This is a genomic window from Xanthomonas sp. LF06-19 (assembly GCF_034105425.1).
Taxonomy (GTDB): domain Bacteria; phylum Pseudomonadota; class Gammaproteobacteria; order Xanthomonadales; family Xanthomonadaceae; genus Xanthomonas_A; species Xanthomonas_A sontii.
This window is the reverse complement of sequence record NZ_JAXGGH010000002.1, coordinates 538981-552719: the sequence shown is the minus strand read 5'-3', so window position 1 is coordinate 552719 and position 13739 is coordinate 538981. Positions and strand designations below refer to the sequence as shown.

At 62.2% G+C, this 13739-nt stretch carries 9 protein-coding genes; 7 read left to right on the top strand and 2 right to left on the bottom strand.

The annotated features are described in order from the left end of the window. Positions 1-36: 36 nt before the first annotated feature. Positions 37-579, bottom strand: coding sequence for a DinB family protein (locus SLW55_RS06405; protein WP_320744837.1), 543 nt, complete (start codon positions 577-579; stop codon positions 37-39). 2 nt (positions 580-581) lie between these two features. Then, positions 582-1118: a GNAT family N-acetyltransferase gene (locus SLW55_RS06400; RefSeq protein WP_043093722.1), complete on the bottom strand. Its 537-nt coding sequence runs from the start codon at positions 1116-1118 to the stop codon at positions 582-584. Positions 1119-1333: 215 nt separating this feature from the next. On the opposite strand from SLW55_RS06400, the gene SLW55_RS06395 reads away from it, so the two are divergent. From SLW55_RS06395 to SLW55_RS06365, 7 genes are all read left to right on the top strand, one after another. Beyond that, positions 1334-3115: an autotransporter assembly complex family protein gene (locus tag SLW55_RS06395; protein WP_148828859.1), complete on the top strand. Its 1782-nt coding sequence runs from the start codon at positions 1334-1336 to the stop codon at positions 3113-3115. Beyond that, positions 3112-6951, top strand: a complete 3840-nt coding sequence (locus SLW55_RS06390) for a translocation/assembly module TamB domain-containing protein (protein WP_320744836.1) — start codon at positions 3112-3114, stop codon at positions 6949-6951. The genes SLW55_RS06395 and SLW55_RS06390 overlap by 4 nt, the downstream gene beginning before the upstream one ends. A 102-nt stretch (positions 6952-7053) precedes the next feature. Further along, positions 7054-11265 carry an RHS repeat protein gene (locus tag SLW55_RS06385; RefSeq protein ID WP_320744835.1) on the top strand — a complete coding sequence of 1404 codons (4212 nt, stop codon included), beginning with the start codon at positions 7054-7056 and terminating at the stop codon, positions 11263-11265. 100 nt (positions 11266-11365) lie between these two features. Then, positions 11366-11704: a hypothetical protein gene (locus SLW55_RS06380; protein ID WP_320744834.1), complete on the top strand. Its 339-nt coding sequence runs from the start codon at positions 11366-11368 to the stop codon at positions 11702-11704. Positions 11705-11770: 66 nt separating this feature from the next. Further along, positions 11771-12079 carry a hypothetical protein gene (locus SLW55_RS06375; RefSeq protein WP_320744833.1) on the top strand — a complete coding sequence of 103 codons (309 nt, stop codon included), beginning with the start codon at positions 11771-11773 and terminating at the stop codon, positions 12077-12079. Positions 12080-12167: 88 nt separating this feature from the next. Next, a complete protein-coding gene (locus SLW55_RS06370; RefSeq protein WP_320744832.1) occupies positions 12168-13196 on the top strand; it encodes an RHS repeat-associated core domain-containing protein in 1029 nt (342 codons plus the stop codon). Next, positions 13187-13642, top strand: coding sequence for a hypothetical protein (locus SLW55_RS06365; RefSeq protein WP_320744831.1), 456 nt, complete (start codon positions 13187-13189; stop codon positions 13640-13642). Before SLW55_RS06370 ends, SLW55_RS06365 begins: the two co-directional genes overlap by 10 nt. Positions 13643-13739: the final 97 nt, after the last annotated feature.

The window sequence follows — 13739 nt, the reverse complement described above, 5'->3', positions numbered from 1 at the left end:
GGCACGCACCAAGCGCAGCGCCCCGCGATCGCAGGATCACCCCATCTCCACCTGCGGAATCACCGCCAGCAGATCGGTGACACCGACATCGGCACCCGCCTGGCTGAGCAGGGTGGTGGCCTGGCCGCGATGGTGGGTCTGGTGGTTGAAGAAGTGCAGCAGCAGGTCGCCGAAGCGCCGGCCGTGCGATTCGCCACGGGTGTTGCGATAGCGCAGCGCCACGTCGAGGTCGTCGGCATGCAGTTGCGACATCCACTCGGCGATCGTCGCATCCAGGGACTCGCGTTGCGTCCGCAGGTCTGCCAGGCAGTCGGCCTGCGGCGCATCCAGGGCGGTGGGGACCGGAGTGGCGGCGATGGCCTGCAGCGCCGGGTGCCGTGCCGGATGCTGGGCGAAGCGCTGCAGCCAGATCGTATCGGCCACCACCAAGTGGTTGAGCGTACCCAACAGCGACCCGAAGAAGGCGCCGCGCGGCTCGGTGATCGCGGCGTCCGGCAGGGTTGCGGCCGCGGCGTAGAGACGCTGGTTCATCCATTGGCTGTAGTTGGCGAACAGCCGCAGTGTGTGCAAGGTGTCCATGCTCAGGCGTGCTCCTCGGGTGCATCCAACTCGCAATGATACAGTTCGACCTCGGCCGCCTCCGGACTCAGGCGTACCCGCCCCTGGGCGACGAAGCCCAGCGCGGCGAGCAGCCGCAGCGAGCGCGCATTGCCCGGAGCCACGATGGCGTAGACGCGCGGCAGCGCGAGCACGGTGCGCGCGTAATCCAGCACCGCGCGCGCCGCCTCGCTGGCGTAGCCCTGGCCCGCATAGGGTTGCAGCAGGGCATAGCCCAGATCAGGGGCGGGCAGGGTCGGACGCAGCACCAGCCCCGCCACACCAAGCCAGGCGCCGTCGTCGCGACGTTCCACGGCATACAGGCCGAAGCCGTGCTCGGCGTAGCTGCGCACCGAGCCGTCGGCGAGGTAGCGGCTGGCCTGCGCTTCGTCGCGCACGCCGCGGTCGCCGATGTGCGCCAGGAAGCCGGGGTCGTTGAGCAGGGCCAGCATCGGCGCGGCGTCGCTTTCGGGGTCCAGTCGGCGCAGTACGAGGCGCGCGGTGGCGATCACGGTGGACATGCGGCGTTCCTGCGGGTCGAGGCGTCAGCGTGGCGCCGTCGCCGTGGCTTGGCAAGGGCGCAGGCGCAGCGCGGTTCCCGGCGTAGACGCTCCGAATGCCGTGACTCCGGAAAGCACGGATGTCCCTGCGCAAATGCCTTACACCCGACATCCCGGTCACATGTAACAAACGTCTAGTTAACAGCTTCACATGGGGTGCCGGTATTCTGACGCCCATGCGACCCATCCCCCGTCTCGCCACCTTCCTGTCCCTGCTCTCCCTGGCCGGCCTCGCCGAGGCCCGTGGCGTCATCGAAAAGGTGCAGATCCAGGGCCTGAACAAGGACGAGGACGCGGCGATGATCGAGAACATCCAGGTCTCGCTGTCGCTGTACGATGCCATCGGCAAGGACCAGGGCGAGTCGCGCCTGGAGTACCTGCTGAGCCAGGCCGAACGGCAGACCCGGCAGGCGCTGGAGCCGTTCGGCTACTTCACTCCCAAGATCACCGTCGACGCGCCACGCCAGGACGACAAGCTGACCGTGGTGGTGCACGTGGACAAGGGCGAGCCGGTGCGGGTGCGCAATTTCCAGGTGGGCATCACTGGCCCGGCCGAGGACGACCGCTACCTGGGCGAGGACCTGAAGAACTTCCGGCCGCGCAAGGGCGACATCTTCGTCAGCAGCGTCTACGAGACCAGCAAGGTCACCATCACCCGGCGCCTGGCCGAGCGCGGCTACTTCGATGCCGACTTCACCCAGCGCAAGGTCGAGGTGACCCGCGCCGACCACGCCGCCGACATTGACCTGAGCTGGGACAGCGGCCGCCGCTACAACATGGGCCCGATCCGCTTCCACCAGGACTACTTCAACCAGAAGCTGTTCGATCCGCTGGTGTACTGGAAGGAAGGCAGCTACTACCACGAGGGCAAGCTCGACCGCCTGCGCGAGTCGCTGGTCAAGCTCGACTACTTCAGCGTCATCGACATCCAGCCCAAGCCGGAAGAGGCCGACGCCAACGGCGACGTGCCGGTGGACGTCAACCTCACCCGCGCCAAGCGCAGCATCTACACCGCCGGCCTCAGCTACGGCAGCGAGAGCGGCGCCGGCGTGCGCCTGGGCGTGGACCGCCGCTACGTCAACGCGCGCGGGCACAAGCTCAGCACGCAGCTGGACTACGCGCAGAAGCGCAAGAGCTTCATCACCAGCTACCGGATCCCGGCGTTCCGCTGGCTCGACGGTTGGTACACCACCTCGCTGCGCGTCTACGACGAGCAGACCGACTACATCGATCTGCGCAACGTCAAGCTCACCGGCAGCCGCAGCGGCCAGATCAACGAGCACTGGACCGCCATCGCCTCGATCAACGCGCTGCGCGAGCGCTGGCGCTACGCCACCGATGAGGTCTTCGACGGCGCGCTGTACCAGACCTCGACGCTGTTCTATCCGCAGATCGAAGCCGACTACGTCGGCGTCGACGACAAGGTGTTCCCGCGCAAGGGCTTCAGCGGCAACATCAGCCTGCGCGGTGGCGCCGAGGGTGTGGGCTCGGATGCCAGCTTCGTGCAGGCGCACATGCGGGTGAACTGGTTCCACGGCATCGGCGACAACGACCGCCTGATCCTGCGCGGCGAAGCCGGCAGTACCTGGACCGACGCACTGGTGGCGATGCCGCCGAGCCTGCGGTTCTTCGCCGGCGGCGACAACAGCATCCGCGGCTATGCGTTCCGCGAAGTCGGCCCCCGCACGCCGCGGCCGGACCGTTTCGCGCTCGGCGCCAAGCACATCCTCACCGGTAGCGCCGAGTACGAGCATTACTTCAAGGGCGGGCCCTGGGGCGGCGCGGTGTTCGTCGACAGCGGCAGTGCCTTCGACGACACGCCGGACTGGCACACCGGCGTCGGCTTCGGCCTGCGCTGGCGCTCGCCGGTCGGGCCGGTGCGGGTGGACATCGCCCACGGCCTCAACGATCCCGACTCGCAGTTCCAGCTCTACCTCAACATCGGAGCCAATCTGTGAGCGCGCCGATCGAGCCGACGTCGCCCGCCGCGCCGCCGCCGCGGCGCCCGCGCTTCTACCGGCGCAAGCGCTTCTGGTGGGGCTCGGCGCTGACCATTGCCGGCCTGGTGCTGCTGGCGGCGATCGCGCTGTACTGGCTGCTGCAGACCGTGGCCGGGCGCGATGTGCTGCTGGCGCAGGTGGTGGCACGGCTGCCGGCCGGTTCGACGCTCACCTGGGAACGCGCCGAAGGGCCGCTGGCCGGTCCGCTGACCCTGCATCACCTGGATTTCCGCTACAACGAGATCCACTTCACCGCTGAGCGCGCCTACCTGGATCCGGACATCCGCCCGCTGCTCGGGCGCAAGCTGCAACTGGATGCGCTGGAACTAACCAACGCCACGCTCAACCTGGCCAAGAGCGACGAACCGTTCGAACTGCCGCGCTGGCCGCAGTCGCTGCCGCAGATCGAAGTGCCGTTGGCGCTGCAGGCCGACCGCATCGCCATCGACGGCCTGCGCATCACCCAGGCGCAGCAGCCGATGATCGACATCCGCACGCTGCGCGGCGGCGTGGAAGTGGCCAACGGTGAGTTCCGTGCCACCCAGGTGGTGGTGAACAGCGACCGCGGCGATTTCCGTATCAATGGCGATTACCTGCCGGGCCAGGACTACAAGGCCGACCTCACCGCCAGCGCCGTGCTGCCGGCCGCGCGCGGGCGCACCCCGGCGCGCCTGGGCCTGGTCGCGCGCGGCGATCTGGACAAGATGGAAGTGGCCATCGCCGGCAACGCACCGGCGCCGCTGCGCGCCACGCTGGTGTTCACCGGCCGCACCGATCCGGTGTGGGAATTCGCCGCCAGCAGCAAGGCGCTGGATCCGTCGCTGTTGGTGCCGCCGGCCGACGATGCGCCGGCGTCCGTGCCGCTGGCCTTCGACCTGCGCGCCAAGGGCAAGGGCGGCAATGCCGACCTGCAGGGCGAACTGTCGCGCGACGGGCAGAAAATTGTTCTTGATCCCTCGCGCCTGAGCCTGGACAACCAGGTGCTCACCGTCGCGCCGCTGCAACTGCGCGCGTTCGACGGGCAACTGCGCCTGCGCGGCACCGCCGATCTGCGCGACCCGAACAATGCGCAGTTGCGCTTTGCGGTCAACGCCAGCGGCATGAGCTTCGCCACCGCGCCGGATCCGTCCACCCCGGACGCACCGGCAGTGCCGATCAAGCTGGTCGAGGCCAACCTGGGCGTGGCCGGCACGATGAAACAGTGGGCCACCTACGGCGAAGCCACCGTCGCCCGCGGCAAGGACAGCGCCAAGTTGCAGTTGGACGTGCGCGGCGACGATCGCCAGGCGCAGCTGAAGCAGGTGCGCGCGACCATGCCCAGCGGCACCCTCGACCTGGGCGGCAAGGTGGCCTGGGTGCCGGAGTTGAACTGGGACGTGCAAGGCACGCTGGCCGGGTTCGATCCCGGCTACTTCGCACCGGGCTGGGACGGCAAGCTGTCCGGCACCTTCGCCTCGCAGGGCAAGCAGTTGCCGGCGCGGCCGGACGGCAGCGCCGCCGGCTACCAGGCCACGCTCGACATCCCGCGCTTGAACGGACGCCTGCGCAGCCGCCCGCTCGATGCCAACGCCAAGCTCGCCCTGCAGGGCAGCCAGGGCGAGGGCAAGCTGCAGTTGAGCCTGGGCGACAGCCGCCTGCAGGCGCAGGGCAAGGTCGGCGACCAGCTCGACGTGGACGCGCAACTGCAGCCGCTGCAACTGGCCGACTTGCTGCCTGGCGGCGCCGGCAGCCTGCGCGGCAGCGTGCAGGTCAAGGGCCGCCGCGACGCGCCCGATCTCACCGCCGACCTCACCGGCAACGGCGTGAAGTGGGACAGCTACAGTGCCGACAGCCTCAGCCTGCGCGGTCGCCTGCCCTGGCGCGGCAATGGCGGCGAACTCGCCCTGCGCGGCAGTGCGATCAATGCCGGCGTGCTGCTGCAGACGCTGAGCGTGGATGCGCGCGGCGCGGTCGAGAACCTGCAACTCGACGCCAAGACCGAGAACGACATGGGCGCGCTGGCCCTGGCCGGGCAGGTGCGCCGCGACGGCGCGCGCTGGCAGGGCGCCTTGAACACGCTGCGCATCGCCCCGGCCAAGGGCGAACCGTGGCAACTGCGGCAGCCTGCCAATTTCAGCGTGGCCGGCAGCGCCTTCAGCCTCTCCGAGAGCTGCCTGGCCCCGGGCAGCGGCGGTGCGTTGTGCGTGTCCGCCGATTGGCCGAAGCAGGGCCTGACCCTGCGCGGTGATGCGCTGCCGCTGGCCTTGGTGCAGCCGTGGCTGCCGCCGAGCAACGGCCGCAAGATGTATCTGCGCGGTGACCTGTCCATCGACGGCAGCTTCAAGCCGGCCGGCAACGCCTGGCAGGGTTCGCTGCGCCTGGCCTCGCGCGAAGGCGGCCTGCGCCTGGGCGACAACGCCCGCGGCGAACTGCTGCGCTACGACCAGTTCAGTTTCGTCACCGACTTCAGCGCGCAGCACATCCACTCCAAGCTCGGCATCGGCTTCCAGGGCGACGGCTTCGTCGACGCCACTGTCGATACCGGCTGGGATGCGTATGCGCCGCTGACCGGCGAGATCTACATGAACATGGCGCGGCTGTACTGGCTGGAGCTGTTCTCGCCCGATCTGGTCCGGCCCAAGGGCCTGGTCGAAGGCCACGTCAGCCTGCGCGGCACCCGCTCGCAGCCGGCGATGGGCGGCGACGCCACGTTGAGCAACTTCACCGGCGAACTGCCGGCGCTGGGCCTGACCCTGAGCGAGGGCAAGGGCCGCTTCGACGCGCAGCCGGACGGCTCGGCGCGCATCGTCGCCTCGGTGAAGTCCGGCGAAGGCACGCTCAACGTCGATGGCGGCCTGTCCTGGTACGGCGACCGCACGCCGCTGCAGTTGAACATCCGCGGTACCAACGTGCTGGTCTCCAACACCGCCGAACTGCGCGCGGTGGCCAATCCCGACCTGCAGTTCGGCATCGCCAACAAGACCATGATGCTGAGCGGCCAGGTCACCGTGCCCTCGGCCGACATCGACCTGGAGCGGCTGGACCGCGGCACCTCGCTGTCCGAGGACGTGGTGGTGCTGGACCCGGCCGACCCCGAGGCCACGCCGACCTCGCCGCTGGAGATGGACCTGCGCGTGACCCTGGGCGACCAGGTGAAGATGGCCGGCTTCGGCCTCAAGGGTGCGCTGACCGGCGCCATGCAGGTGCGCTCGCGGCCGGGCCGCGAAACCACCGCCACCGGCGGGCTGGACGTCAGCGGCAAGTACAAGGCGTACGGCCAGGACCTGACCATCACCCGCGGCCAGCTCACCTGGAGCAACAACATCGTCTCCGACCCGCGCATCAACATCCGCGCGCAGCGCCAGGTCGGCGACGTCACCGCCGGCATCGACGTCACCGGCCGCGCCACCGCCCCGCATGCGGACGTGTGGTCGGACCCGTCGATGTCGCAATCGGAGGCGATGTCCTACCTGGTGCTGGGCCGCAGCCTCAGCAACACCAGCAGCGCCGAAGCCGACCAGGTCACCGCCGCGGCCAGCGCCCTGTCGGCCGGCAGCGGCCTGCTCGCCTCGCAGCTCGGCGCCAGGCTCGGTTTCGACGACGCCGGCGTCAGCCAGTCGCGCACCCTCGGCGGCTCGGTGGTGGGCTTCGGCAAATATCTCTCGCCGAAACTCTACGTCAGCTACGGCGTGTCGCTGATCGGCAGCGGCTCGGTCTTGACGCTGAAATATCTGCTGGGCCGCGGCTTCGACGCCGAGGTGGAATCGAGCACGGTGGAGAACCGTGGGTCGGTGAATTGGCGGAAGGAGAAGTAGTGCGCGGCCCTGCGACGATGAAACTGCCTTGACAAATTCCGGCGGTACTGTGTAATTGACAGTGCTGCCAGCGTCGCGTTGGCACGTCTACAGGGGCAATCAATGTTCACTCAGCGGCAGGGATGGCGCATCGTCGTCCTATTCGTGTGTCTGTCCGTATCTGGTCTGCAGAGCGCTCTGGCGGTCACGCCGGAAGACGAGTTCGATAAGCGCATTCGGACATCTCGTGAGATACAGCCCCTGGGTGACAAGCCTTTTGGCGAAGAAATCAGCCTTTACAACGGCGCACTGACCTTCAGGCAGGTGGATATCGATCAGCCTGGTATTGGGTTGCCGATTCAACTGATACGTACGTTCGATCCGTCCGACTCAAGCTCAAGGGAAGGAACGGCACGGGCCTTTGCCGATTGGCGGCTGGAACTTCCTAGTATTCAAACGCTGACCACGAACGAAAATCAATTCTTTCGTGGTGATCGTTGCACGAATTTTGCCAAAGCGCCTGCAGTGGTGCTCAATGTCGGCCGTCAAGCACCGGTTATCTATACTGCCGAGCAATGGTGGGGCGGCTACCAGCTCATTATTCCCGGAATGGGGCGCCAGGATCTGCTGCGCCGAGATAGTTCAAATACGCTTTCGCCGCGGATGAAAGATGCCAGCGGCAATCAAATGTCATTCCCGATCGTCACGCGACAACATTGGATGGTCACTTGCCTTGCGCAGACTTCCAATGGGCAAGGCGGGCAGGGATTCCTGGTGGTTTCGCCCGATGGTACCAAATACTGGATGGATTGGCTGATCTACCGAGGCTACGACAATGTCGGATTCGCGCAACCCGGATTCGGGGGCGTTGCCCGCCAGATGGCGATGATGATGACGTCCCGCATTGAGGACCGCTTTGGTAACAGCCTTTCTTATCAGTACGACGCTAACGGAAATCTCGTAAAGATCCAGTCGAGTGATGGGCGTTCGCTGATCCTGAATTATGAAACGTGGACCGGAAATAATACGTCTGATGTAGGAAGCAGAATAACCACCGCGACACTTCAGGCCTCTGACGCTCCGTCCAGAACCTGGAGTTACTCGTATGCCACGCTTTCTGACTCCAAGGTGCACTTGACCAGTGCGATCCTCCCGGATGGCAGCTCTTGGGCGATGGACGTCTCTGGGCTCGCGAGGTTTAGTGATCTTTCAACCATCACTTATGATGCTTATGACGGGTGTTCTTCGTTCAGTTATCGTCAAAGTGGGGGCTCCGCAAACATCTCGCTGAAACATCCTTCCGGATTGATAGGGAACTTTAGTGTTGGAACTTTGATCCGTGGGCGCTCTTATGTTCCGTTTTTATGTGACTCTAGCTCTCCTGGAAAGTTGACCCTCGAAATCCCCAATATTACAAAGGGTATCAACATTCTGTCTGAGCGCATTTCCGGTCCCGGTGTGTCAGAGCAGACTTGGACATATAGCTACTCAGCCCCCCAGGGGAGCTGGGCCAAGGACTGCGCATCTGGCTGCGCTACCACTGTCTGGACAGATCTTAAGTCGCCAACAGGAGCGGCAAGCCGGTATACCTTCAGTAATCGTTACGACTCTACAGAAAGTCAACTGTTGAGCACCGAAATTTATGACGGTGCAGTTGGATCAACACTGCTGCGTCGCGAAGACTCGACATATGCATCGCCTTCGGCAGGCCCGTGGCCCAAGGTGATAGGAAGTGTGCTACTCGACAATATCAATAACGCTCAGGTCGGCACGATTTCTCCGGTTTCAGGTCGAGCCATCACTGAATCTGGTTCTTCCTATAATTATAAAGCGACTAGTTTCGACGTCTTTGGCCGGATGTCGGCTGCTAATCGCTACAGCCCTTGGCACCAGCGATCCGATCGTTTGGATTACAGCGATAACTACGAGAAGTGGATCCTGGGCCAGGTAGCCAAGCGCACTAATAGTGACACTGGGTTAGTGGAGTCGCAGGTCGACTACGATCCGGTAACCGGTCTGCCTGCAATTTCCTATGAGTATGGAAAGTTACGGCAGAAGTTCTATTACAACTCTGATGGAACACTCTCCTCTTCCGTTGACGGGGCTAACAATTCCACAAGCTTTTCGAATTGGAAACGGGGGGTGCCTACATCTATCCGCTTCGCTGATGGAGCGGCGATCAGCGCGAATGTAAACGACTATGGCTGGATCACATCCGTTACCGATGAGTCCGGCGCGACGACAGGCTATAGCTACGACGTGATGGGGCGCCTGACGAGCGTCACCTATCCGACAGGGGATAGTCAGAACTGGAACACGACAACGGCGACCTTCGAGCAAGTTGGGTCGTCGGAATATGGCTTGCCTGCCGGCCACTGGCGGCAAACAACCGCTACTGGAAATGCGCGCAAGGTCCTGTATTTCGATGGATTTCTGCGGCCGATTGTTACATATGAATATGACGCCGGTAATCCAGGAGCAACTGGGCGCTATCAACGTTTCTCTTATGACTATAAGGGTCGAGTGGCCTTTGCGTCATTCGCGGGAACCACTGATGCGCTCAGTACCGGTACTAGAACCCAGTACGACACGTTAGGTCGGACGACGTCAGTGTCTCTGGATTCAGAGCTGGGCACGCTGACAACGTTGACCGAGTACCTAGCGGGAAATCAGACGCGCGTAACCGATCCACGTGGCAACAGGACCGTGGCTGGCTACCAAGTGTTCGATCAGCCTGATTACAAGACGCCAGTCTGGATCCAGCACCCTGAAGGTGCCACCACTGAGATCAACCGAGATATTTTTGGTAAGCCGCTGTCCATCCGCCGCCACGACGCCAACGGCACCGTGGCGGTCACCCGCAGCTACGTCTACGACACCTACCAGCAGCTGTGCAAGACGGTGGAACCGGAAACCGGTGCCACCGCCAACGGCTACGACGCTGCGGGCAATCTCGTCTGGAGTGCGGCGGGCCTGTCGCTGCCCAGCACCACCTCATGCGATGCGGATTCCGCCTTTGCCTCCGGCCGCCGGGTCGATCGCAGCTACGACGTGCGCAACCGGATCAAGGCGCTGAGCTTCCCGGATGGCAACGGCAACCAGGCCTGGAGCTATTGGCCGGATGGGGCGGTCAAGCAGATCACCACCACCAACAACGGCGTTGCCACCTACAACAGCTACGCCTATAACAAGCGCCGCTTGCTGATTGCGGAGAGCCAGGGCCAGGCCGATGGCGAGACCTGGGCGCTGGGCTATGCCTACGATGCCAACGGCAACCTTGCTGCGCACCGCTATCCATCGGGACAGACGGTGGACTACGCCCCCAATGCCTTGGGCCAACCGACCCAGGCGGGCAGCTATGCCACCGGTGTGAGCTATTACCCGAACGGTGCGATCAAGCAGTTCACCTACGGCAACGGCATCGTCCACACCCTGACGCAGAACGCGCGCCAATTGCCGGACACCAGCCAGGATGCCTACGGCGGCACGGCGTTCCTCAGCGACGGCTACGATTACGATGCCAATGGCAACGTGGCGGCCATCAGCGACGGCGCCACCGGGCGCAATCAGCGCGGCAACCGCACCATGACCTATGACGGCCTGGACCGGCTGACCAAGGCCGAGTCGCCGATGTTCGGCACCGCCACCTACAGCTATGACGTGCTCGATAACCTGACTCACGTCGTCGCGCCCGGCCGCGACCATTACTACTGCTACGACGCCAACTGGCAGCTCACCAACGTCAAGACCGGCAGTTGCGGCGGCAGCACGGTCATTGGCATGAGCTACGACCCGCAGGGCAACCTCAGCAACAAGAACGGTCAGGCCTTCGTGTTCGACTACGGCAACCGCCTGCGCCAGGCGACCGGCAAGGAGACCTACCGCTACGACGGCAACGGCCGCCGCACGCTGGCGCTGCAGAGCGCCGGCAACATCGGCTCGCTGTACGACCAGTCCGGCGCACTGCGCTTCCAGAAGAACCAGCGCCAGTCCAAATCCACCGACTACATCCTGCTGGGCGGCAGCCTGGTCGCCGAAGCCGACTGGCCGCTGGGCCAGCTCGCGTCGGTCAAGGACTACGTGAACTGGAACCCTGTCTCCGGCGCGACCCGCTATGTGGTGGAAGAGAGCGTGGATGGTGTCACCTGGACCTCTGTGTACGAAGGCAGCCAGGGCAACTGGACCTCGTTGGCCAGGCCGGCAGGGACCTATTCGTATCGCGTGACTGCATGCACGGCAGACGGCAACTGCACCGCTGTTTCGAACGTGACGCACGACCAGCGGCCTGCGGTGGATATTGTGCCGTTGCTGTATCAGCTGCTGCTGAATGACTAAGTCCGCTGAGGACTGGTGGAATACCTGACTGTCGCGGTTCGAAGACACAGAGACAGTAAACGACCGCGATCAACAACGGATTAAAAAAGGCGGGTGTGAGATGAATTTGAAGATGGGAATGTCGCTGGCGATCGCAGCATCATGCTTTTCCTACCAGGCGCAAGCCATCACAGTGGTCGGGGCGGGTAAAATTACCGTTATTGAAAACGGCTGGTTCGGTGAAGGTATGGCTATTCATACTTCCAACGATGGCCCATCCGGGTGTTCGGCTCCCCTGAACGACTTCGCGATCGACAAGAATCATCCGTCTTACCAAGAACTTACCGCGATGGCACTCGTCGCATACACCAAGAATTTAGATGTCGAAGTCTTGGTCGATCCGGGTGTATGCATTTTCGGCGATCGCACCAAAGTCATTTCCATACGGCTGAAGAAGTAAGGATCTGGAGGGCGTCGCGCTTTTTTGCACGGCGCAGATTGATCCATTTTCAAGAAGAGAAGAAATATGAAATATAAAATGGGCCTGCCGTTGATGCTCGCTTTGCTGAGTTGGCAAGCATCGGCAAACGAATCGATGCAGAACCTCGACGTCGTGCAGTTGGGAACGTATCAAGCCCACACCGATCATTTTGTCTGGCTGTCGGACACGCCAGCGGAATGCAAGGCCACATCTGGCAACCACGTCCTGCATTTTCAAGACGACCAGCCCGGCGGTAAGGCGCTGCTGGCGGTCTTGATGACGGCATTGGTGAACAAGCGCAAGATCGATGTGCAGACCAATGGCTGCGACATCGTCGAGATCTACTTGAAGTAAGCCTGCTCTGGCGGAGTCTGCTCCGTAGATTCCGTTGAGTACGTTGCACCGAAATGTTGCTAGGGGAAGCGTTGTCGATCCGACGTACATGAGAAAAGTCGAATCTACATCGCGTATCGATGGTTCCAACTCGCAAGGACGAGTGATGTCAAATTTCCAGGGGATTCATGTGGTAATGCGCCTGATGGCTGCTACCGTTCTTTCATTGCTCGTCGCTTTTGGCGCCTCGGCGCAGACGGTCCGCTATATCCATACCGATGGTCTAGGATCAGTGGTATTGATCACGGACAAGGATCGGAACTCTGTTGAGCGGAGCGAGTATGAACCATATGGTAGTTTGTTGAATCATCCGATTAAGGATGGGCCTGGCTATACAGGGCATATCATGGATGTTGCGACCAAACTTACATACATGCAGCAGCGCTATTACGACCCGGATATTGGTAGGTTCCCTTCCGTTGATCCTGTTGGACCTAATCCGAACACGGGCGTAAACTTCAATCGTTACAAGTATGCCAGTAATAACCCTTTTCGGTTTACTGATCCTGATGGGCGATATGACTGCACAGCGTCTGCCGGTGGACCTTGCAGTGTGAAGCAGTCAGAGCAAGTTGACCGCTTCGTGACTGGAATTAGCAGTGCGATGAAGAATCTCAACCCTAATTCTGATAAATACAAGAAGCTCGATGCTGTATCAAATTACCTTGGAAAGGTTGGGGATAAGAATGGAGTAACTATCACTCCTTCATCGCTTGCGAAGAACACGCTGGCCAGTGCAGGGCCTAATGGAAACATCAAAATTGATCTAAAGCAGATTGCGAGTTTTTCGTCGGCGTTCTTGACTGCAAATCCGGGAAAATCTGCCGGTGATATAGGCAATGCGAGAGGTTCGGCAGCACTGGCTCATGAGGGGCGCCACGAGCTCGACTATCAGAGAATTGGGTACCCGAACTCTAGGGCGACGGAATATAGGACTGAAATGAATGCTTATCAGACTCAGGCCGCTGTTGGGCAGGGTTTAGGCATGAATCTCGGGCTTTCTACTCCGCAAGAAATTGCTGCTGGTGCTGCTGCTTCGACCGATACATGGTGTAAAGGAAATCCTGCATGCAACTGAATCGACTCCTTGCTCTTGCTTTCAGTCTTGCTGTCCAGATTGAATTGTCATCAATCGCAGTGGCAAGTAAACTGGAGCCTCTTTCTGGACATTCTGGCGACGCCATTTCTTCAATTTGCGAGTTGACACAGAGAGGGAAGGAGGCCGGCGGAGCACAAGTGCGAGTCCGAGCGATTTTTACCAGTGATCTGCTAGAGCGAAGCGTAATCACTGATCCAAAATGTCCCTCAGTGGTTGTCATCCCATTTGACGCTGAAGAGTCAAAATTGGATGTGGAGAGTATTCGGCGCTTCGATGCTGCTGTGGCCGGAAAACTTTCAGATCATACGATTAGAGTTTTTTCGGTTGATGTTTCAGGGACATATGTTTGGCGTGGCGACGAGCAGCCAGCCGGCGCGTTATACATCGAAAAGGTGTGGTATTTTAAGAGGCGGAAGGCCGACTAAAGAGCTCAGTGGATTATCTCGGCAAGCTAACGCAAGGCCCGCATCGCTGCGGGCCTTATTATTTTTACGGGTTGTCTTGTGTAGCTACCGATGTGCA

Coding starts and splice junctions, on each gene's coding strand:
- SLW55_RS06405 (WP_320744837.1), bottom strand. CDS start 579: ATGGACACCTTGCACACACTGCGGCTGTTCGCCAACTACAGCCAATGG.
- SLW55_RS06400 (WP_043093722.1), bottom strand. CDS start 1,118: ATGTCCACCGTGATCGCCACCGCGCGCCTCGTACTGCGCCGACTGGAC.
- SLW55_RS06395 (WP_148828859.1), top strand. CDS start 1,334: ATGCGACCCATCCCCCGTCTCGCCACCTTCCTGTCCCTGCTCTCCCTG.
- SLW55_RS06385 (WP_320744835.1), top strand. CDS start 7,054: ATGTTCACTCAGCGGCAGGGATGGCGCATCGTCGTCCTATTCGTGTGT.
- SLW55_RS06380 (WP_320744834.1), top strand. CDS start 11,366: ATGAATTTGAAGATGGGAATGTCGCTGGCGATCGCAGCATCATGCTTT.
- SLW55_RS06375 (WP_320744833.1), top strand. CDS start 11,771: ATGAAATATAAAATGGGCCTGCCGTTGATGCTCGCTTTGCTGAGTTGG.
- SLW55_RS06370 (WP_320744832.1), top strand. CDS start 12,168: ATGAGAAAAGTCGAATCTACATCGCGTATCGATGGTTCCAACTCGCAA.
- SLW55_RS06365 (WP_320744831.1), top strand. CDS start 13,187: ATGCAACTGAATCGACTCCTTGCTCTTGCTTTCAGTCTTGCTGTCCAG.